This window comes from Paenibacillus sp. RC67 (assembly GCF_030020805.1).
Taxonomy (GTDB): domain Bacteria; phylum Bacillota; class Bacilli; order Paenibacillales; family NBRC-103111; genus Paenibacillus_S.
On the sequence record NZ_CP125098.1, the window covers coordinates 268064 to 288945 of the forward strand.

Below are 20882 nucleotides of genomic sequence, written 5' to 3' on the forward strand. Positions count from 1 at the left end.
TGGGAAGGGGCATTTTTCTATGGGATTTTTCAAAAATCAATTTTCGAACGTTGTGGAATGGGAAGAGTTTAGAGATGATATGATTTTTTGGAAGTGGAGCAATCGGGAGATTAAGAAAGGCAGCAAACTGATTATCCGCCCGGGTCAAGACGCCATATTCGTGAATAATGGTAAGATCGAGGGGATATTTCAGGATGATGGAGAGTATCAGATTGATTCGGATATCATTCCTTTCTTATCGACTTTAAAAGGGTTCAAATTCGGCTTCAATAGTGGCATGAGAGTGGAAGTATTATTTGTGAACACGAAGGAGTTTACCGTTAAATGGGGGACGCAAAATCCTGTTCTAATTCCAACTCCGCAGCTTCCAGGCGGCATGCCGATACGCGCGAACGGGACGTTCAATTTTAAAGTGAACGATTATGTTAGGCTGATCGATAAAATTGCCGGGATGAAAGACAGCTACCTAGTTGAGGATATTAAAATTCGTATCACCTCGGTATTGGATCAACTCCTAATGAAATGGATCAGCAGAGAAGGGAAGGACATGTTCAATCTCCAAGCGAATGCATCCGATATTGCCAGAGGTATTCGTGAGGATCTGGATATGGAAGTATTGGATCATGGAATGACCATTACGGGCTTTCAAGTGATGAGCTTTAATTATCCTCAAGAAATCCAGGATATGATTACGAAGACGGCCTCTCACGAAATGATAGGCAACTTGCAGAAATATCAACAGGTAAGCATGACCGATGCCATGGCTTCCGGTAAATCACATGGCGGTGGAACGGCTTCGGACGTGGCTGGCATGATGATGGGAATGAACATAGCGAATGAAATGATGAAAAATATGAATCAGAATCAAACTCAGACGCCTTCTTCTTCCTCTCAAGGGGGAAGCAAGCCTAACTTCTGTCCGAACTGTGGAACGAAAAACGAAGGAGCTAACTTCTGTCCGAATTGTGGTCAAAAGCTGAGCTAATTAACATGGATTCATGAACTTGATAGAGGGCTGAATGTTCTACAATTGGCAACCTTATCCGTATGAGGATGGGGTTGTATTTTTTTATACTAGTAGATTGTAGCGAGTTTGCTTGGGAGACATCAAAACTGCCAATGCACCCGTAGATGCCTGTGCGGTGTCATTCTTCGGATAGGGTTTCAGTCCGCTTGCCGTTGAGGGGGCTGGAGGAACAATCTAATCAAAAATGAGCAAATCATTCTTAAAAAATGTATAACGGCAGCAGACTGACACTGCCAATTTAATGGTTTATATTAGAAAAACATTCCTTGATATGGTAAAGTGAGGTGGCGACTCTACTTCCACATAGTGGAACAAGCGCAGATTAATCAACAATGCTATGCATAATGGAGTGAAGAAGATGAAGTGTAGAAACATGATTAGTTTGTTTATTGTTTTTGTATTGCTTTTGGGGGGCTTGGATATTCGTGCGGGGGCAGCAAGTGCGAGTGACCGGCTTGATTTTAGAGAGGGTGATTACCTAGTCAACATCCTTAAGGATGGAGATGGGAAGGAGCGCACTTTTACATTCACACCCGGTAATCCCATTACGGCTGCCAATACCGAGCTTCGCTTGTTTATTAATTCTCGTGAAATACAGCCGACAGAGTATACGGTAGATTATGAGAACTATACTATAACGATGCGTAAAGCACCCGACATGGGGGCTGAAATATCTATGAAATACTTGATCCGCCCTACTTTTGAATGGGAAGAAGGGGTATCGGGCGTAGCCAGTATTGGAAATGCCCTTGCTAATGGGGATGGTGCAACGCGGGTCTTTAACGTAACTACTCGTTATATTATCAACTCTAGTAAAAGTGTCAGCTTATTCATAGATGGGTCAAAAGTTCCTTCTTCGGAATTCACCTTTAACCATGAGAATCATTCTGTCACGATATCAGATAAACGTCGGGCACCGAGCGCCAAGTCGAAAATGTATTTTTATTTTCCTAAAACCTCCGTCGGCGGTATCCAGCCATCTCAAGGGAAACCTGCACCGAAAGAACCAGTTGCAGCACCTTCCCCCGCCGTTAAACCGGAATTTCAAGTACCCGGCGGAGAAAGCTATCCCGGAACGATTACGCTAAACCCGGATCATACATTTACCGTGAATATGAAAGCTGCAGCATCGGGACCAGCTTATACTACGTATGTAATGATCAAAAGCGCAAACGGAAAACTCGTTAAAAGAATTCGGGTCAACTCAAATTATCCTTCAACCTATTCATTGAGCAAGCTTGGGCTGCAACCGGGGGGATATTACTTTTATTTGAAAACAGTCAATCAATCAGGAGGCTCGGCTGCATCGATCCCTCAATTCGTTCCTATTAGCAATGGGTCTCCCACTATTCAGGTCTATATTGAAGGGAAATTGCAAGCCTATGAGCAGGCGCCAGTGAATTGGAATGGAAGTGTGCTTGTTCCGCTTCGGGCCATTTTCGAATCACTTGGAGCCGCTGTTGAATGGAATAGCTCTACTCAAACCGTCACCGCGACAAAAGAAGGCAAAACTATCGTATTAACGATTGGTTCCAATATAGCTTATGTGAATGGTTCTCCTGTGACTTTGAATGCGGCCGCGCAATTAATCAATGGAAACACCATGGTTCCCGTTCGATTCGTAAGCGAGGCGCTCGGAGGGCTTGTAGAGTGGAACGAGGCGGCTCAATCCGTTATTGTTTTTCAAAATAAGCCGGTTATCTCTACATCTGCTGAAAGCGAGCAAACTTCTGCCGGGGAAGAAGTACAAGAATCGTCGGAGCCGTCCCCGTCTTCGCCGATTTTACAAGAAATATCGAAGGGGATTACCGAACCTTCGGATATCGTATTCGTCATTGACGTTACAGGCAGTATGGGTGAAGTCATAGACTATGTGAAGGAAACGGTCAAAAGCTTCGTAGATTCCGTCCCGTCTGGTTCTAATTTTGCTATTGTTGCTTATCGCGATATTAATTATGTGGACCTTTATAATCCTGATTTTGAGTTTTACGATTTTACTAATAATAAAGATCTGTTAAAGGATCAATTAGGTCATTTAGTGGCATCTGGTGGCGAGGATCTGGATGAATCCGGACTGGAGGCTATCGATATGGCGATTCAGAAATTATCCGGAAGCAAGAATTCCAAAAGGATCATCTTCATAACCGATGCCCCTGTTCACGATAAAGGCACCTCGCAAGGGCTGGCTGGCTTCTTCCTCGAGGAGATTATCTCCGAGCTGAAGACAAATCAGGTTACTCTCGATGCCATCGCACCGCAAAGCGGGTTGGCCTATGAGCAAATTATTCAGCTTGTACAAACTAATCAGGGTACACTGTACGATATCAATGACGCTGCTCTGATGCAGCTGCATTAACTAATTGTGTGGCTTACCCAGCCATGGTTCCTCTCCAAATACAAAAAGCATCGATCATTGGATCGGTGCTTTTTTGTATTTGGAGAGGATGGGCAGGATACAACCCCACTTCAGTCTTCTTTTACAAATTCTTTGTATCCGTTTAATAGAGGGAAAATGAACGGGAATTATACTTAGCCCGTTATACAAGAGAATGCGAGGTTTCTCGCTAAATAGAAGGGAGTCCGGTTTTGCATATTACATTAGATCAAGTGACCGTTCAATTCGGTCAAGTGAAAGCCGTCGACAATCTGTCCGCAACATTCCGCAGCGGTGAACTCGTTGCTCTGCTCGGTCCGAGCGGCTGCGGCAAAAGCACTTCGCTGTTCGTACTGGCCGGCATCTACAAGCCGACTGCCGGAATCGTAAAGTTCGATGATCAGGTGATGAACCAGGTCGAGCCGGAGGATCGGGAGATCGGTATGGTGTTTCAGAACTATGCGCTCTATCCGCACATGAGCGTTCTCGATAATATTCTTTTTCCCTTGCAGATGAAAAAGGTGCCGAAGCGGGAAGCCCGCGAGCGCGCCCAGGCGATGGCCGAACTGGTGCAGGTGGGCCACCTGCTCGGCAGAAAGCCGGGGCAGCTGTCCGGCGGCCAGCAGCAGCGTGTGGCGATCGCAAGGGCGCTTGTTAAAGAACCCAAGCTTCTTCTGCTGGACGAGCCGCTCTCGAACCTCGATGCAAGGCTCAGGCTGGAAATGCGCGAGGAAATCCGGCGCATTCAACAAGAGACAGGGGTCACGACCGTGTTCGTGACGCATGATCAGGAAGAGGCGATGAGCATCGCCGATCGGATTGTGCTTATGCAGGGCGGGAAGCTGCAGCAGGACAGCACACCGCAGACGATGTACCGCGAGCCGGAGAATGTGTTCACGGCTGAATTTATCGGCTCGCCGAAGATGAATCTGATGAATGGTGCGGAGCTACAGGATGGGCAAACGGTTATTTTGACGGATGCACCAACGACCGGCAGGGATGTATGGGTAGGAATCCGTCCGGAGGACTGGATTCTTGCTGATAACGACAAGGATGCTATCTGCGAGGCAACCGTTACTCTTGTGGAGAACATTGGTCGCGATACACTGCTTCGCGCGGAAAGTGGAGGCATCCCGCTCCGACTATTCGTACCGCAGGAGACGGACCTCCAAGTCGGATCGAGAATAAGGCTTGGCATACGTCATGGAAAGGTACGCTTTTTCGATAAGGCGACCGGTTTGAGGCTGCACGGCGAGTTTACCCTTCGGGGAGGCGAGCTTCGCCTATGAATGAACGACCTAGCCTTCGCTCGACAGTTCAAGCACTGCTGTATCTGCTTCCGGCACTTGCGGTTATTGGCGTATTTACGCTGTATCCTATTCTGAGCTCTCTCGATATCAGCTTCTACACCCGGTACAACTTTTACAAAAACATCGTATACGAGAGAGGGCTCGATAACTATACGACGATGTTGAGCGATCCCGAGTTTTGGCTGGCGATGAAGAACACGCTCATCTTTGTCCTAGGAACCGTTCCGCTGACCATGGCCATCTCCCTTATGATTGCTTTGCTGCTGACCGCGAATATCAAAGGACGTGCGTTTTTTCGTTCGGTGTATTTTTTGCCTGTTGTCACATCGGTTGTCGCGATATCCATGGTTTGGCGCTGGATGTATCACTCCGAATACGGGCTGCTGAACTCCCTGCTTGGATGGTTTGGGCTGTCGCCGGTCGGTTGGCTGACCAAGCCGGAATGGGCGATGCCTGCGCTCATCATTTTGAGTGTATGGAAGGGGCTCGGTTACAACATCATCATCTTCCTGGCCGGACTGCAGTCCATAGATCAGCGGATGTATCTTGCCGCCCGGGTTGACGGAGCCCGCTCCTGGCATCGATTTTGGCGGATAACGCTGCCGATGCTGTCGCCTACGACCATGTACATTTCGATCGTTTCGGTCATCGCTTCGTTCAAAGTGTTCGATGAAATCTTCGCCTTGTTCGGTGGCCGCCCCGGACCGGGAAATAGTGCGATGACGGTTGTGTATTATATTTTTCAAAAATTTTATGTGGAATCCAAATTCGGACTTGCTGCGGCTGCATCGTATGCGCTATTCGCTGTGACACTTCTGTTCACGCTCATTCAGTTGTACATCAGTCGCAAACGGGTTCACTATTGATGGGGCCGGGAGGAGACGAAATGGGCACCAAACCACTCATGAAGCTGCTCGTGTACGCTCTGCTGGTCGCAGGCAGCGCCGTTATGATTTTACCGTTTCTGTGGATGCTGTCGACATCCTTGAAGGCGCCCTCGGAAGTAGCGATGCTGCCGCCGAAATGGATACCTTCCAAGCTTCAATGGAGCAACTACGCTGCTGCGTGGGAAGCGGCGCCGTTCGGACGATATTTTATCAATAGCATCCTGGTTACCGTTACGACAACAATCGGAGAGCTGCTGACGACGATCTTGGCTGCATTCGCGTTCTCCCGGTTGAAGTTTTGGGGGCGGGACCTATTGTTTGCCGTATTGCTAGCAACGATGATGGTTCCGGGTGAAATGCTGCTGATCCCGAACTATGTCACATTGACCCAATTCAATTGGATCGACCGTTATCCGGCTTTGATTGTCCCTTGGATCGTTTCGGTTTACGCAATATTTTTGCTGCGGCAGTATTTCCTCGGCATTCCGCAGGAATTGTACTACGCGGCTCGTATCGACGGCTCCCGGGACTGGAACTATCTATGGCGCATTATGGTGCCGCTAAGCCGCCCTGCGCTGGTAACGATTGCGTTATTGAAGGCCATTGGCTCCTGGAATGCATTCCTGTGGCCGCTTATCGTGACGAACTCGGCGGAAATGCGAACGCTGCCGGTCGGCCTGATTGCTTTCACCTCGGAGACGAATACGCATTACGAGCTGCTAATGGCCGCAGCCATGATGATCGTACTGCCAATGGTGGTACTTTACGCATTCATGCAGAAACATATCGTGGAGGGAATTTCCCGTGGGGGATTAAAGGGATAACCCTTAATCATACAAACATATAATCGGAGGGGAACTTATATGAAAAAGAAACTATCCATGCTGCTGCTGACTTCTGCTGTAGTTTTAACTGCTTCCGCTTGCGGTAACCAAGAGCCTAAGGCCAACGATACCAAAACAGCGGCTTCAAGTGAAACGAAGAACGAAGCGGCCAAGGGAATCCAGACAAGCCTTGAAGGCAAAAATGTAGAGGTTGAATTCTGGCATGCCATGACCGGCGAACAAGAAAAGGCGCTAACCAAAATTACGAATGATTTCACAGCCAAATACCCTAACATTAAAGTCAAGCTGGTTGCCCAAGGCAACTACGGCGATCTGCAGCAGAAGCTGACCGCAGCGGCTAAAGCGAAAAAGTCGCCGACCTTGTCCCAAACCTATGAAGACTGGAATACGGAATTTATCCAGAACGATATCGTAACCGATTTGACCCCGTACATTAACGATCCGAAATATGGCTGGAAAAAAGAAGAGCTGGAGGATATCGCCAAGGTTTATCGTGACGGCAATATGTGGGACGGCAAATATTACTCCCTTCCTTTTAATAAGTCTACGAACGTACTGTTCTATAACAAAACTCTGCTAGACAAAGCGGGCGTGAAGGTGCCGACGACTTGGGACGAGCTAAAGGATGCGGCTAAAAAGCTGACACAGGACAAGCCGGACGGCAAGGGAAAAGTCATCGGTATGGGCTTCGAAAACTCCATCGGCATGGACCTGCACACTTATGTATTGCAAGCGGGCGGCACTTACATTGACGAGAAAAATTTGAAGCTGCAGTTAACTGCACCGGAAGCCAAAGATGCAATGAACTTCCTGTATGGCTTCATTAAAGACGGTACTGGCAGACTTGCCGGTGAAGACAAGTTCATGTCCGATCCGTTCGGTCGCGGCGATGTCGCTATGTATGTCGGATCCTCCGCAGGTATTACCTTCGTTGACAAAGCCATTGCCGGCAAGTTCGACTGGGCCGTTGCTCCGCTTGTAAAAGGAAAGAAGAGTGCAGCTGTCATTCAAGGAACGAATGTATCGGTATACAGATCGTCATCGGATGAGCAGAAGCTGGCCGCTTGGGAATACATCAAGTTCCTGATCAACACAGAAAACACGGCGTATTGGGCAATGCAGACGGGCTATTTGCCTGTTCGTACCTCCGCCTCCAACTTGGATAGCTACAAACAGTTTGTGAAGGAGAAGCCGAATCAGGGCGTAGCGGAAAAACAGCTTGCCGACGGATTCTTTTACTCCCGCGTGCTTGGCTCTACTGCTGTGAAAAATGTAGTGATGAAAGAAGTCGAGAACGCGTTCCTTGGCAAAAAATCGATCGATCAAGCGCTAGCAGACGCCGAAAAAGCCGGCAACGAAGAAATGCAGAAGGCAAAGGCTGCTTCAGGAAAATAATAGACAGAGAATACATGGGGATCCCGGTTGTACGGGATTCCTTTCTACTACTTTCACAAAAAGGAGAGCGCTATGAGCTCAAAAACATTCGTTCGATTCTGGGCTGGACTTCGTACCATCGGCGGAACGGTCATTACGATTGAATACGAGGACGCCAAAATCGTGTTCGACTTTGGAGCATCCTATAATCCGGTTGCCAATGTATTGGATGGACAAGTCAAGCTGCGCCAGGATGCGCTTCTGCATGATTACATCCGACTGGGCATACTCCCGCCCGTGGATGGTTTGTATAAAGAAGGACAGCTTCGTGAAATGCCGTTCATCCGTCCGTATGATCCGGTGCGCGATGAGAAGACGGCTGTATTTATTTCGCATTTGCATTTGGACCACATGCTCGGGATCGGCTGTATTCTTGATCCTATTCCTATCTATATGACAAAACCGACGCGCAGCTTATACCGCCGTCTATATGAGCTTGGCGAAGGAGTTGAAGGCACTTATCGCCGCTATCATGCGATGCTGCTGTACCAGCCGATTCGAGTAGGAGCCATTGAGGTAACGGCGCTTCCGATGGATCACGATGTGGCCGGCGCCTGTGCATTTCATATCCGGACGCCGGACGGTACCTTCTTCTATACGGGCGATTTCCGCTTTCACGGCCTTCACCCGGAACGGACGAGCGAATCGGTCGCCAAGGCTAAGGCGCTCGGCACGGACGTGCTGATCATTGAAGGCACCATGCTGAGGCTTCCGGATCATGATGGGGCAGAAGTGGACGACCCGGATGAGTTAGTCGCCTCACTGGAGCAGCCTCCAGGGTATCCGACCGAAGCCGAGACCCCGCAGCGGATCGCAGAACAGCTGGAGGCAGCGCAAGGATTGGCCCTTTTCAACGTAACGACACGCAATGTCGAGCGTCTGCTTGCAATGATTGTGGGAGCGGAACGTGCCGGCCGGATCGCCGTTCTGGAGCCGGAATCAGCCTATCTGCTGCTTACGTTAACGGATTGCTCCCGCTTCCTTGTGTATGAATCGAGTGAAACACGTCGTCAGAGCGATAGCGGAACAGATCCCCGTTGGCTGCGCAAGGTTAAGCGCCATGCAGAGTTTATATCAGCGAAGACCATTAACAGCCAGCCGTCGCGTTATATGCTCCAGAACTCGTATGCCCATTTACTTGAGCTATTCGATCTGAATCTAGACGAAGGCATCTATATTCACAGTGATGGAGTCCCGCTCGGGGCGTTCGATCCGACCTATGCCAAGCTTCTCGCTTTCTTGGAACGCTTAAACCTGCAATTCGTTCCAATTCGCTGCAGCGGTCATGCCCCTGCAGAGCATCTTAAACACGTTGTAGATACGATTGATCCACAGACACTTGTACCTCTCCACAGCTTTCATCCGGAATTATTGAAGCCCAAATCGGGAGTGCAGCTGCTTCCTGAATACAATTATACTTACCGATTGGAAAAGGGGCGCTTACTGTAGTGATAGCCTAACGTCACATTGTGACCTATGCAATGAAAGTGCGATGGAACTGTTGAAAAAAAATACTTATGAGCTAATGATTTGAGTTGTTAGTTGGAATTACTATAATTTTTTTTACTCTTCCCCCCCGAACGGGGGATTTTTTTTTCACTGATATAGTCTTATAGTAGGTCAAGAACGTCAAAGTTCGACAAGAAGGTACGGGTATATAAGGCTTTTTCTCTAATTTATTCATAGTAGTCATATCCGTTTACCTATATTTTCAGGAGGAGTGAAAAAAGAACTATGTTTTCAAAAAGTATAAAGAGGTTTATGAACCATGCGGACAGGGTCAACATCCTGCCCGGCTTTACAAAGCTTCTGCTGAAAAAGGTTTCCATTTGTTTATTGTTGGTCCTCACCGTATTATCTTCATTTGCGATTTCCGAACCTGCCTCAGCAGCTCCGTCATCCGTTTTGGTCAATGCTGCAATATCCCCTAGTTTCAATAGCAGCGGTTTTATAGCACCATGCGCTTCTGAAAGCAATACTTGCTTTTTTATGGGTACAAAGGTAGTGCGTTATGGAGCTAATGGAAGCTATATATATCAAGTTTTTACTGATGGTGTGAAGTGTGAGACGAATTCATTCGGTGGACAGGATCCTGCTGGTGGGACAACTAAATCGTGTTATTACCGCGACATGCAATTTGATGATGGTATAAAGGCCACTGCTAGCGGACGCAATAAGGCCGTTACGGTTTCATTGAACGTGTATTCAACGCAGGTAGGCACTTTAACCGATTTGAAAAATAGTATTACGGTCGAAAAAACGGGTGAACCTGCTTTTTCAGCACTTGGCGCTAATGATACGGTAGCTTTATCCAACACGGGTACGAGCAGTACGCTGGTGATCCATTTTAATACGGCTTTGGTTGGCACTGCCAACGCTATCAAAATTGCCCCAGGGGCATTGATGAATCAAAGCGGCACACCCTACCCTCTGGGAGTTGAAATCAACCATATCGCTGAGCTTGATCTTACTCCTGTTGCTTATACCGGCTCCACTTCCAGTTACGGGAATGACTTACTTTTGAGTTTTAGCAAGCTGTTTACAATTAATACCAATGATGCAACTGTCATCGCCGCAAACACTTACTTGAAAAATCGCATGAGCATAGCAACAGACGGTGTCAACTTTGCTCCGCTTTCGAAACAGATTGATGTACAGCTTCGAAATTACAATACAGTTACCGGTTCAAATCAAATTAGTTTGTCGGCCCAAAATGATATGAAAGTTATAATGGGTACGAAAACGCTGATAAAAATCGCTTCCGGCACAATGAAGAATGCAGCGGGCGAGCTCAATGAGGAAATGATTTTGCATGTCACGCCTCCGGTTATCCAAACTGCGACAATAATCAGCAAAAGCGACTTCCATGATGTGAAGGTTTCCTTCCACGAAAGCGTTGTGGATAATACCTATTCCAACGGAGTCTCCAACTTAGCCAGCACAATAAAGTTAATTCGCAATGGCTCTTATGACCCGATTCCATTGGATCTGAAATCAGGCGACAAGGCCTCTGTTGATTCTAATGGTAATCTGATCGTCCATTTTGAAACAGCACTTACTGGCGCGAACAACCAGATCATCATAGGTGGGGGGGCGCTTAAGGACAGCTACGGTAATGTTCTGAATAATGAAGCGAGTACTCCTTTCATTCAAGGTGACACAGAGATCGGAGATAGCTCCCCGTTTCGGTTGGTAAGCAGCTATTTAACAAACGGTTATCAGGATTTAGTGCTTGTTTTCAATAAAGATGTGCAGAATGCCCGAAGTGATGATGCAAGTTTCAGGGCAAACACAAGCTATACACATTATAACGGTAACGGCTGGAGTTGGCAGAACCTTCCTGAAACGGCAGCACTTAATTTCTCAGGTAAAACGGTGACGATTCATTTTGCAGAGCCAATGACCAAACCGCAGTATCTTTTCCAATTTTACCAAGGGTCCTTTAAAGATATGTCGGGAAATATTCTAAGCTTCGTAAGTGCAGGCTGGTTTTATCCGAATCAACCACTGGAATTGAATAGAGGATCTATGTCACAAGATGGACGGTGGTTGACCCTGAATTTTAACAAGGGCATCGAGGATGGAACCATAGTTAACGGATTATCAAACTTAAAAAATCTAATTACCCTATCAGCCGATAACGGGTCGTCATTCCAATCTTTGGATACTCAGGATACCGTCATTATACAAGGCAACAATCTTGTTGTTTTATTCCAAAACGCAAAACAAAGCGGCACTGTTGAGGTGAAAATTCCCGCAAGCGCCTTAAGCGATTTAGGCAATAATGTGCGGAGTCAGGAAATTAACCAAGTTGTTGCATACAACTATCCTGATATTACAGGTTTTTTCTTAAGCGATACGGCAAGCGAATTTATTTTTAAAGATAATGAAGAGTGGAGAAGTAAGGTAAAGGACATTATCGTCGTCGATAATTACAATGAGGTTGGCAGACCATTGAACAGCACCGAATATACACTGGCTGCAGGCAGGCTGGTGATCCATAAAGGGGTTTTCCTAGAAGGAAGAGACTACTATGTGACGATCGTTGCGGAAGGTTATAGCAGTAAGGAATTTTACGGTAGAGCCTCTGTTTCGACGGAACTGTTTTACATGACTGCACCGTCAGTGACTACGGATAACGGAATTACGGCAACGGTAAATATTTTGAACCATTACAACAATGATTCAGGAACGCAAGCCGTGGTCTTCGAGTTGATGAACGGAGCGACGCCTGTAAGTATTGTGGCTTCCAATTTAAACATTAGAAATGGGGCATATTCAGCTAATTTCAATGTGGCGGATGCTGCAACAAATCCCAATTATACGGTTAAAGTATTTGTGGTCAATCATTTTAATAATGATTCATCGAATATCGGGATCAACTTAGCTTCGATCAAGACACAAGATGAACTGGATCAGATTGAACTTGAAATTGACAATTAGCGATTGATGGGTAATTCCGTAAAAGGAAAGAGGGGAATGTATAGGTGAAATTACGCAAATTCAGTATATGGGTTCTTATCATTACGGTACTTTGCATGTCGTTAGTGCCAATCACGGCTGCTGCAGATAGTGCGGTTACGTTAAATGCCATTCCAACGGTTCAACCCGGCGGTACAGTGACTATAGCAGGTGCGTCAACATTAAATGAAGTCTTGATTAAGGTGCTTCGACCCGGTAACAGCACGGTGTTTTATAATATCGTAAAGGTAACGAACGGGCAATTTTCAGACTCTTTTTCAATTGGCAGCAATGAGCCGACAGGAACCTATACCATTATTGCCGGACAGGCAGATCAAGTGGCTTCCCAAAGTTTTGTTGTTGAAGGACCTACAAAGCCTACCGATCCTACTCCAACGCCGTCAAGCAATGCGGATTTAAGCGGGTTGACGTTATCAAACGGCACGATAAGTCCAGCCTTCGCATCCGGCACAACTTCGTACAGTGCGGATGTAGCTAATGATGTATCCAACATGACGGTTACAGCAACGGTGTCCGATAGCAAAGCAACGATGGAAGTGAACGGAGCGGCCGTTGCAAGCGGGCAAGCGAGCGGCGCTATCAGTCTGAACGTAGGCGCTAACCTAATCAACATCGAGGTTACGGCGGAGAACGGAGCACAGAAGACCTATTCAGTAGCAGTGACACGCGAACAGTCATCAACTCCGCCGACAGGCAACAAGAGCAGCAATGCGGATTTAAGCGGGTTGACGCTGTCAAGCGGCACGATAAGTCCTGTCTTCGCATCCGGTACAACTTCGTACAGTGCGGATGTAGCTAATGATGTATCCAACATGACGGTTACGGCGACTCTATCCGATAGCAAAGCAACGATGAAGGTGAACGGAGCGGCCGTTGCAAGCGGTGCTATCAGCCTGAACGTAGGTGCTAACCTGATCAATATCGTGGTTACAGCGGAGAATGGCACCCAGAAGACCTATTCAGTAACAGTGACGCGTGCATCGGCACCATCCAGTGGCGGCGGTGGTCGTGGCGGCAGTTCAGGATCAACGTCCTCAAGTGATACAGTGACCTCAACGGACGGTAAACTAACGATTCCCGTTGGTAAATCGGGAGAGGTTAGCTTGAATGATATGGTCAAAATCGTTATTCCTGCTGATGCTTTTAGCAAAGAGTTGCAATTAACGATTGAAAAAGTGGTGGATACGCAAAAGCTAATCACCATTAAAGACGTTCTGGCCAGTCCGATATATGAAATTTTGAAAAATTTCTCAGAAAATTTCAGTAAGGAAATCACGATAATCTTTACCTTTGATCCGAAAAGTGTGAAGGGCAATCAAAAGCCTTCCGTATTCTACTATGATGAAACGAAGCAGATTTGGGTAGAAGTAGGAGGCGTCGTAAACGGCAATACCATCACCATACAGGTTAGCCACTTTACGAAGTATGCAGTATTCGCAATAGATGCGAAGCAGACGATCAACTTCAACGATATTTCCGGACACTGGGCAGAGGCCAATATTAAGCAAGCGGTAAGCGCTGGAATCGTCAGCGGCTATCCGGACGGTACCTTCAAGCCGAATACTACCGTAACGCGTGCGGAATTTGCGGTCATGCTGATGAATGCGCTGAAACCGGAAGGCGAAGGTGCAGCGCTGAAGTTCGAGGATGCGGCGAGGATCGGCACCTGGGCACAAAAAGCGGTCTCGCAAGCGTTGCAAGCCGGTATTATCAGTGGTTATGAGGACGGCTCTTTCCGTCCGGATGCTGAAATCACTCGCCCGGAGATGGCCGTAATGATCGCCAAAGCTTTGGGTCAGTCGATCGAGGCGACTGCGGGAACAAGCTTCACGGACGACAAGGACATTCCTACCTGGGCGAAAGGCGCAGTTGCGGCCATGAACAAGCTGGGCGTTATTGAAGGCAAAGGTGTAAACCAATTTGCTCCAGGGGATAAAACAACAAGAGCTGAGGCAGTGACCGTACTGCTGAAAATGCTGGCGCAAAAGAGTAAATAAAGAAACATATAGAAAGCGTTGGTTTAAGGACTTGTTGCGGTACGCCTTTTTGTCACGTGACAAAAATAATGACAATCATCACTATTTTTCAAATGAAGATTGGATTATATTTACACATGAAGGAGGGTGACTAGTGCCAAACTATTATTTTCGTGAAATTTGGACGCCAATGAAGTTAGTAGGAATTAAGATTTTTCAAGATGACCAGAAAGATATTTGGTACAAAATCTTCTCCAGACCTAGGAAGCGAATTCCAAAACTATAATAATATATGTGCAGATGAGTACTCTGGCAATAATCCTCAGCAGAGAATGGACCAAGCCACATTTCATCTCCATAGCGTGCAAAAAGCATCGACCATTCGGTCGGTGCTTTTTTTCTTGTACGCCCAGCTTGAGCGTCATCTCTACGATGGAAATCCAGAATTGGGGGTTGGCCGCCCCTGATCCGGTTCCTCTCGTCTCCAATTGGCTCCGACAAAGTCTTCGCCAAGGCTCTTTCTTGTGGGCTTAATGCTCAGGACCATCGATCATGTGCTGCTCGAACATTTTCCGATATTGAATGGGCGTCATATTCATCGTTTTTTTGAAGATCGTACATAAATGGGGGATGTTCGGAAGCCCGACCCGGCGTCCGATATCCTGAAGGGACAATGAAGACGTTTTCAAAAGTAAGCAAATTTCCCGAATACGACGATGGGTCAAATAAGCCGATATGCTTTCCCCCGCGGCGTCGCGGAACAAGTGAGAGAGATAGTACGGAGAGAGGTGCAGTTCCTTGGACAATTGCGCCAGCGAGAAATCCTCGGAGTAATGCTCGTCGATCCATTGGATGATTTTGCCCGCATGGTGGCTTGCCATCGAGGATGTTTTCTGCAGGGGCATTTCCCAGTCGCGGGGAACGAGTGATTGAAGCCGCTGCAAAAAGCCCACCATAAAGGCAGCGAAGTGTTCAGGCTGATGCTCGGGAAGAGACTCCTTGGTCAAGGCATGAAAGTCGCCTAATACATCGTTTAGCGGACGCAGGTCCGGCAGCGGTCCGATAATATGTGGAAAGGTAGGGTTTTCTGAGAGCTGCATAAACAAGGAGTGAAGTAGAGGAAACAAGCGCAAGTAGGGCTCTAATATAGAAGGATCGAAAATAAGGATCGTTCGAACAAAAGGAATGTGGGGATCCATGACCAGCTTGTGGAGATGAAACGGCATGTAGCAAAGTAGTGTGCCGGGAAAGACATCCGACTTCTCCTGCTCCAGACATACGCGTCCTGCACCCTCATGGACAAACATAAACTCCATTCCCTTATGGGCGTGATAGACCTGAAAAGGTCCTTGGGAACATTTTTGATAGTGGAAAAAATAAGGACTGGACTGAAGATCCACGTTTCTGGATACACGGTTCATAGTGGTCCTACCTTCCGTATGCGGATGATTTTTTCCGTTAGCATGTCAAATGTCGGATAAGATATGAATGGTTGCGCTTGAACGCGGTACCTACTATGATACAACAAATTAAAAGTTGATTGTTAGGCTTCATTGAGGGGTTATTTCGCTATGCTGTTGTGTTAAATTATGGTAATACTATCATACCATAACGGTCAACTTCTGCGCATGGTTTCTCGGCGTACTTTGCTTTTGCTCCCAGCGCTCTATGGTTAAGATCATTTCCTTCTTCTTAACGCTTCATTCGCCCGATACCCATCACTGTGGATGTTAGGCTTAATTTGCGGGATTGTGACACCATGTCATTTTGTGTTTGACAAATGACATGGTGTCATTTATGATAAGAACATTCGATGTGACACAGTGTCATTTTGGCGTATGAGATTGGAGGGGAAAATAAATGCCTAAACCAACGTTTTTTAATTTGTCCGAGGAAAAGCGGCAAGTTTTAATAAATGCCATGAAGGAAGAATTCTCGAGAGTTCCCTTACACGAAGCTTCTGTTGCTAAAATTGTTCAGACCGCCGGAATTCCAAGAGGGAGCTTTTATCAATATTTTGAGGATAAAGATGAAGCATTTTATTACTTGTTAGAGCAGCTTTCCAAAGAAAATAGGGCGCAATTTATTGCGAATTTAAAAAGATTTGATGGCGATATTTTTGAAGTATTTATTGAAATGTTTCAAGCTATGCTAAAACAATTTCAAAACAAGGAGAGTCGAAATTTTTTTAGAAATGCATTTTTAAACATGAACTATAAGGTGGAGACCACTTTTACCCAAGAAATCAATGAAGAGAAATATAAGCAGCAATTCTCAGAAATTAGCAAATTAATTAATAAAGATAAATTGAATGTGGTTAATGAACGAGATGTATTTCATGTTATGAAAATCATTATGGCCATTACATTTCAGAATCTAATTCAAAATTTCGCCAAAGAATTATCTTATGAGAGTGCGCTGGAAATGTATATTTTAGAAATAAATTTAATCAAGAAGGGTCTTTGCAAGGGATGATTATAACGCATGGAACGACGCTATATAAACAAACCAGATAAGTTGTTCCTATCAGATCTCTAATATATGTGAATAGTGGGTTTGTGGGATTAACACAATTTAAAACCATAAAGGGGTAATGATTGTGGAAATAGCACAAAATAAAATAAATGCATCAGAACCAGAAACCGTTATTAAAAATAAAGGTCTACTCATTTTGGGCTTGATGATTGCGATGTTATTCGGCGCACTGGATGGTACTATTGTAGGGACGGCGATGCCGCGTATCGTTGGGGAGCTGGGTGGGCTGGGATTAATGACCTGGTTAACCACCGCCTATATGCTTACCTCAACTGTTGTTGTTCCCATTGCAGGTAAATTTGCCGATTTGCTTGGCCGCAGGGCAGTGTATGTAACGGGTTTAGTTATTTTTATTTTGTCATCAGCGCTGTGTGGAATGTCGCAAAATATGACGGAGCTCATTATATTCCGCGGCTTGCAAGGAATTGGCGGCGGGATTATGATGCCGATGGCTATGATTATTATTGGTGATATTTTTACTGGTAAGCAGCGCGCAAAATGGCAAGGAGTGTTTGGTGCCTTATTCGGCCTATCTTCGGTCATAGGTCCTCAAGTTGGAGGATGGATTGTAGATGCGCTGAATTGGAGATGGGTGTTTTACGTCAACCTTCCTGTAGGTATTCTGGCTACGATTCTTATTGCTATGGCCTTACCGAAACATAACAAAACAACAGAGAAAGTGAAATTTGACATTCCAGGCATTGTAACTTTAATTGTGGGTGTTGTTGGCTTGCTGCTTGCATTAACGTTTGGCGGCAAAAATTATGCTTGGGTATCGTGGCAGATCATTAGTCTGCTCGCTCTTTCCGTTATTTCTTTAATCAGTTTTGTCTTCATTGAAACGAAAGCAGCTGAACCCATTTTGCCGGTTCGATTGTTCAAAAATAGGACATTTTCCGTCATCAACGGTATCGGATTTTTAATGAGCGTGGGGATGTTCGGTGCCATTATGTTTGTTCCGTTATTTATGCAAGGTATTGTTGGCATTAGCCCGTCTGCATCAGGAACAGTCATGACACCAATGATGATTACAATGATTTTGGCAAGTGTAATTGGCGGTCAAGTTGTACAAAAAGTAGGCGTTCGTAAGCAAATGATGGCCGGGATGATTATCATGGCGGGTGGCTTTATCCTTTTAACTACTTTAGGAATGGATACATCGAAGCTAGTCGCTTCCGGTTATATGATGGTGATTGGGTTGGGAATGGGGCTTGTCATGCCATTGCTTACGCTGGCTCTTCAAGAAAGCTTCCCGAAATCTGAACTGGGTGTTGTTACTTCTTCAAGCCAGTTTTTCCGTCAAATCGGCGGTACCTTCGGGATGACCATTCTGGGTGCAATTATGAACTATAAATCGAGTACGATATTAACAGAAAATCTGCTCCCGATGATTAAGCAAATGCCCGAACAGGCGAATGAACTGGTGTCAGATATCACTTCAATGATTCATAGCAATCCACAAGGCTTGTACTCGATGCTTCTGAACCCAGAAACACTTGCAGCAATGCCTAAGGCTTTGACGCAGCAGATCATTCCCATTTTGAAAACAGCGATGGTGGATTCGTTGCATAGCGTATTCTTTTATGGTTTAATATTTGTTGTTTTGGGAGCCGTGCTTAGCTTGTTTGTCGGAAAGATTAAATTATCGGACAAAAAGAGTACGGAACAAGAAGCAGTAAATTAAATTTAATAAAGCCTCGGCTTGTCTTGATAAAATGCAAAAGCACTGACCATTCGGTCGGTGCCTTTTGTTTTATCAGCTTACATTGCCTAGTTCTCAATTTTATGGATTAAAAACAACGATCTTATTTCCAGCCGTAAAACCTGTTCAATATCGTCTATCTGAATAATGAATTGCTCTATATCCTCATAATGAAAAGTTAGCATGTCACGTTCCTTCAGCTTTTCCATGCGCTCCATTACATGGGTAAGCGAGATTCCAACATGATTGGGCTTAAGGAAACTCATAATAATATCATCGAGCAAAATGGTGATGCTCATTACATCTTCACAAAAATCCTCAGGATATTGGCGCCTAAATGGAGAGTCCAACGGAAGGTACACGGCAGCTTTATCCCACAGCATCTTGCCGCGAGCGAATCGCACTATGAGTTTCATAGGAACTAAACAAATGCCGTCAATTCCTTGATGTTCTTCATAAAGGACATTCATTTGCACCATACACTCTCCCTGATCCCTTTCTAATTTATCTTTGAATTCCCCATCTGGCTTGCATTTGGCGAATATATTCTGTCGTAATATAGCTTGTATCAATCGTTCGCTCTCGGCGTTCTTTATCTAATTGCGCAAGTTGAAGCCGATTCATGATTTGATTGAGCCTTTTCTGGACAAACCCAATAGGAAGGCAAAAAGCTTCAGCTAGAATTTTTTCAAATGCGCTCCAACTATAAACATCATGAATGAACTCGTCCAACATATAAGCCGGCATAGCAGCATACAGTTGGAACTGGGCTGCTTGCTGTTCCTGCAATTCTATAAAAGCCTCCGGCATACGGAATTGATCTCCACAATGACGAACGATATGGCCAAGCTCGTGAAAGAAGTTTTCACGTCGCTGTTCTTTATTTAGCAGAGCATGTAGGTAGATAAGTGCAAAATTATCGCTCCAAATGACCTTTGACTCATATGGGTGTATCTCTATCATGGCACGAAAGATAGCTGCGATATGATCTAAATCCATGTCTGCTGCCGAATGGATTCCGTTCTTTCGATAAATAAATGAAAGCCATTCTTCTGTTTCAGTCGGTTTGTATAATGAAAGATCCATATATTTACCTCCAAACAGAACATATGTTCTATTTTGTTTGATAAAGAAAAGCCCTTTGCGGGCTATCTAGTTTTTAAAAATAATAAAGATAGTTATTACTTTCCGTTAAATTCCTCAAACAATCTCCTTTTTGCTTCGAACTCTTGCCGTTCCTGGTCAGTCAACTGCTTCGGTTTGCCGTTATATGCGGCTTGGCTGAGATACTCACCTGATTCCTCTGATACAACTCCGAATGTTCTTGTTCTAACTTTGTTTACGCTAGAAGCTGGCTCCTTGGATCGTGTTACTTCTTTTAATGTAGCCTGTAATCCATCTATGTTTTTGTGAAGCTTGCTCATATAGCGCTTAATATAAATGACATCCTTTAAAATATCTTCGACAAACTCCACATCAACATCCACATGTTCAAGAAAATCGATGTAGTCATCGGTTTCTTTCAGTAGATCCGTAGTTGCATTGAGCATGCGCTGAGTTACATCGATATCCCTATCAAAATCCTTTCCATCATTCCTCGAAGCTTCTTTATCGTCTTCAGGTCGAGGAAATCGGCGTCTGGCCGTTCCTTTTTCGTTTATATATCTTGTAAAGTTAATCGTTTCTGTCCCCATAGTTACTGAAGGAGTCTGAGGGAAAAATTGAGAACGAAGAGATCCTATTAGCTGTAAAGCGAACTCTGGATCATCTTCTAATTTATCGAACGGATAGGAATGATGATAAGTTTCTCTTAGCTCAAACCCTATTCCTTGAATTTCTTTCAAGAGGTCTTCTTGAACTTCTTGATGTGCATAGTAATACTCGATGAATTCAATGAGCTTACGAATCAGATTAAATACAAATCGATACCGTTCAGCCTCCCGGAGAGCTTCTCTTACTTCTGTGGGGGCTTTATCTATATAGGCTGCCATGACCAGAGCGTCTGGGTCTCCTCCGGCAGCTTCTGCTAAGGCACGCGTAATATCCTCTGAGGCGGGTGGTTTATTGCCGTTTTTTAACTTACTTATATAGGATTTTGTAATTTCAATATCGTGGTTTTTCAGCCTTAGGACAAGTTCTCCGAGGCTTAGCTTGCTTTCTTCTATATAACGAGACAACAGTTCATGATATTTCACGAGCTTCAATCCCCTCTCCTATTATTATCTTAGTTGATGTTGACCAAAAATTCAACGATAACACTAAAAAGTGACAATTAAATGTTGACTAAAAAGTGACTCAATGGTACTATTT

At 45.4% G+C, this 20882-nt stretch carries 16 protein-coding genes; 11 read left to right on the plus strand and 5 right to left on the minus strand.

Annotation, left to right across the window (positions count from 1 at the left end):
* The first annotated feature begins 19 nt into the window (after positions 1-19).
* From QMA13_RS01255 to QMA13_RS01285, 7 genes are all read left to right on the plus strand, one after another.
* Positions 20-985 carry an SPFH domain-containing protein gene (locus tag QMA13_RS01255; protein ID WP_282938960.1) on the plus strand — a complete coding sequence of 322 codons (966 nt, stop codon included), beginning with the start codon at positions 20-22 and terminating at the stop codon, positions 983-985.
* 400 nt (positions 986-1385) lie between these two features.
* A complete protein-coding gene (locus QMA13_RS01260) occupies positions 1386-3383 on the plus strand; it encodes a stalk domain-containing protein (protein WP_282938961.1) in 1998 nt (665 codons plus the stop codon).
* A 230-nt stretch (positions 3384-3613) separates the two neighbouring features.
* Positions 3614-4690, plus strand: a complete 1077-nt coding sequence (locus tag QMA13_RS01265) for an ABC transporter ATP-binding protein (RefSeq protein ID WP_282938963.1) — start codon at positions 3614-3616, stop codon at positions 4688-4690.
* The gene (locus QMA13_RS01270; RefSeq protein ID WP_282938964.1) at positions 4687-5577 is read left to right on the plus strand and encodes a carbohydrate ABC transporter permease; all 891 of its coding nucleotides are present in this window, start codon (positions 4687-4689) and stop codon (positions 5575-5577) included. The genes QMA13_RS01265 and QMA13_RS01270 overlap by 4 nt, the downstream gene beginning before the upstream one ends.
* Before the next feature lie 20 nt (positions 5578-5597).
* Positions 5598-6422 carry a carbohydrate ABC transporter permease gene (locus tag QMA13_RS01275; RefSeq protein WP_282938966.1) on the plus strand — a complete coding sequence of 275 codons (825 nt, stop codon included), beginning with the start codon at positions 5598-5600 and terminating at the stop codon, positions 6420-6422.
* A gap of 39 nt (positions 6423-6461) precedes the next feature.
* Positions 6462-7838 (plus strand): ABC transporter substrate-binding protein, encoded by a 1377-nt coding sequence (locus tag QMA13_RS01280; RefSeq protein ID WP_282938968.1) that lies wholly within the window; start codon positions 6462-6464, stop codon positions 7836-7838.
* A 72-nt stretch (positions 7839-7910) separates the two neighbouring features.
* Positions 7911-9326 (plus strand): MBL fold metallo-hydrolase, encoded by a 1416-nt coding sequence (locus tag QMA13_RS01285; RefSeq protein ID WP_282938970.1) that lies wholly within the window; start codon positions 7911-7913, stop codon positions 9324-9326.
* Between the two features lie 254 nt (positions 9327-9580).
* On the opposite strand, the gene QMA13_RS01290 is transcribed toward QMA13_RS01285, so the two are convergent.
* Positions 9581-9790, minus strand: coding sequence for a hypothetical protein (locus QMA13_RS01290; RefSeq protein WP_282938972.1), 210 nt, complete (start codon positions 9788-9790; stop codon positions 9581-9583).
* A gap of 76 nt (positions 9791-9866) precedes the next feature.
* Between QMA13_RS01290 and QMA13_RS01295 the strand changes: the two genes are divergently transcribed.
* Positions 9867-12320, plus strand: coding sequence for a hemoblobin-interacting domain-containing protein (locus QMA13_RS01295; RefSeq protein WP_282938973.1), 2454 nt, complete (start codon positions 9867-9869; stop codon positions 12318-12320).
* Between the two features lie 44 nt (positions 12321-12364).
* On the plus strand, positions 12365-14356 hold the full coding sequence (locus QMA13_RS01300; RefSeq protein WP_282938974.1) for an S-layer homology domain-containing protein: 1992 nt from the start codon (positions 12365-12367) through the stop codon (positions 14354-14356).
* A 509-nt stretch (positions 14357-14865) separates the two neighbouring features.
* Here the strand turns inward: QMA13_RS01300 and QMA13_RS01305 are convergent.
* Complete coding sequence (locus tag QMA13_RS01305) at positions 14866-15756, minus strand: helix-turn-helix transcriptional regulator (protein WP_282938976.1); 891 nt, start codon at positions 15754-15756, stop codon at positions 14866-14868.
* Positions 15757-16195: 439 nt separating this feature from the next.
* Between QMA13_RS01305 and QMA13_RS01310 the strand changes: the two genes are divergently transcribed.
* Both QMA13_RS01310 and QMA13_RS01315 read left to right on the plus strand, forming a co-directional pair.
* Positions 16196-16810, plus strand: a complete 615-nt coding sequence (locus tag QMA13_RS01310; protein WP_282938978.1) for a TetR/AcrR family transcriptional regulator — start codon at positions 16196-16198, stop codon at positions 16808-16810.
* A gap of 172 nt (positions 16811-16982) precedes the next feature.
* On the plus strand, positions 16983-18554 hold the full coding sequence (locus tag QMA13_RS01315; RefSeq protein ID WP_282943198.1) for an MDR family MFS transporter: 1572 nt from the start codon (positions 16983-16985) through the stop codon (positions 18552-18554).
* Positions 18555-18640: 86 nt separating this feature from the next.
* Here the strand turns inward: QMA13_RS01315 and QMA13_RS01320 are convergent, their stop codons facing one another.
* The 3 genes from QMA13_RS01320 to QMA13_RS01330 form a co-directional block, all read right to left on the minus strand.
* Positions 18641-19042, minus strand: coding sequence for a hypothetical protein (locus QMA13_RS01320; RefSeq protein ID WP_282938979.1), 402 nt, complete (start codon positions 19040-19042; stop codon positions 18641-18643).
* A gap of 34 nt (positions 19043-19076) precedes the next feature.
* On the minus strand, positions 19077-19658 hold the full coding sequence (locus QMA13_RS01325) for an ImmA/IrrE family metallo-endopeptidase (RefSeq protein WP_282938981.1): 582 nt from the start codon (positions 19656-19658) through the stop codon (positions 19077-19079).
* A gap of 95 nt (positions 19659-19753) precedes the next feature.
* Complete coding sequence (locus QMA13_RS01330; RefSeq protein WP_282938983.1) at positions 19754-20767, minus strand: hypothetical protein; 1014 nt, start codon at positions 20765-20767, stop codon at positions 19754-19756.
* Positions 20768-20882 lie beyond the last annotated feature (115 nt).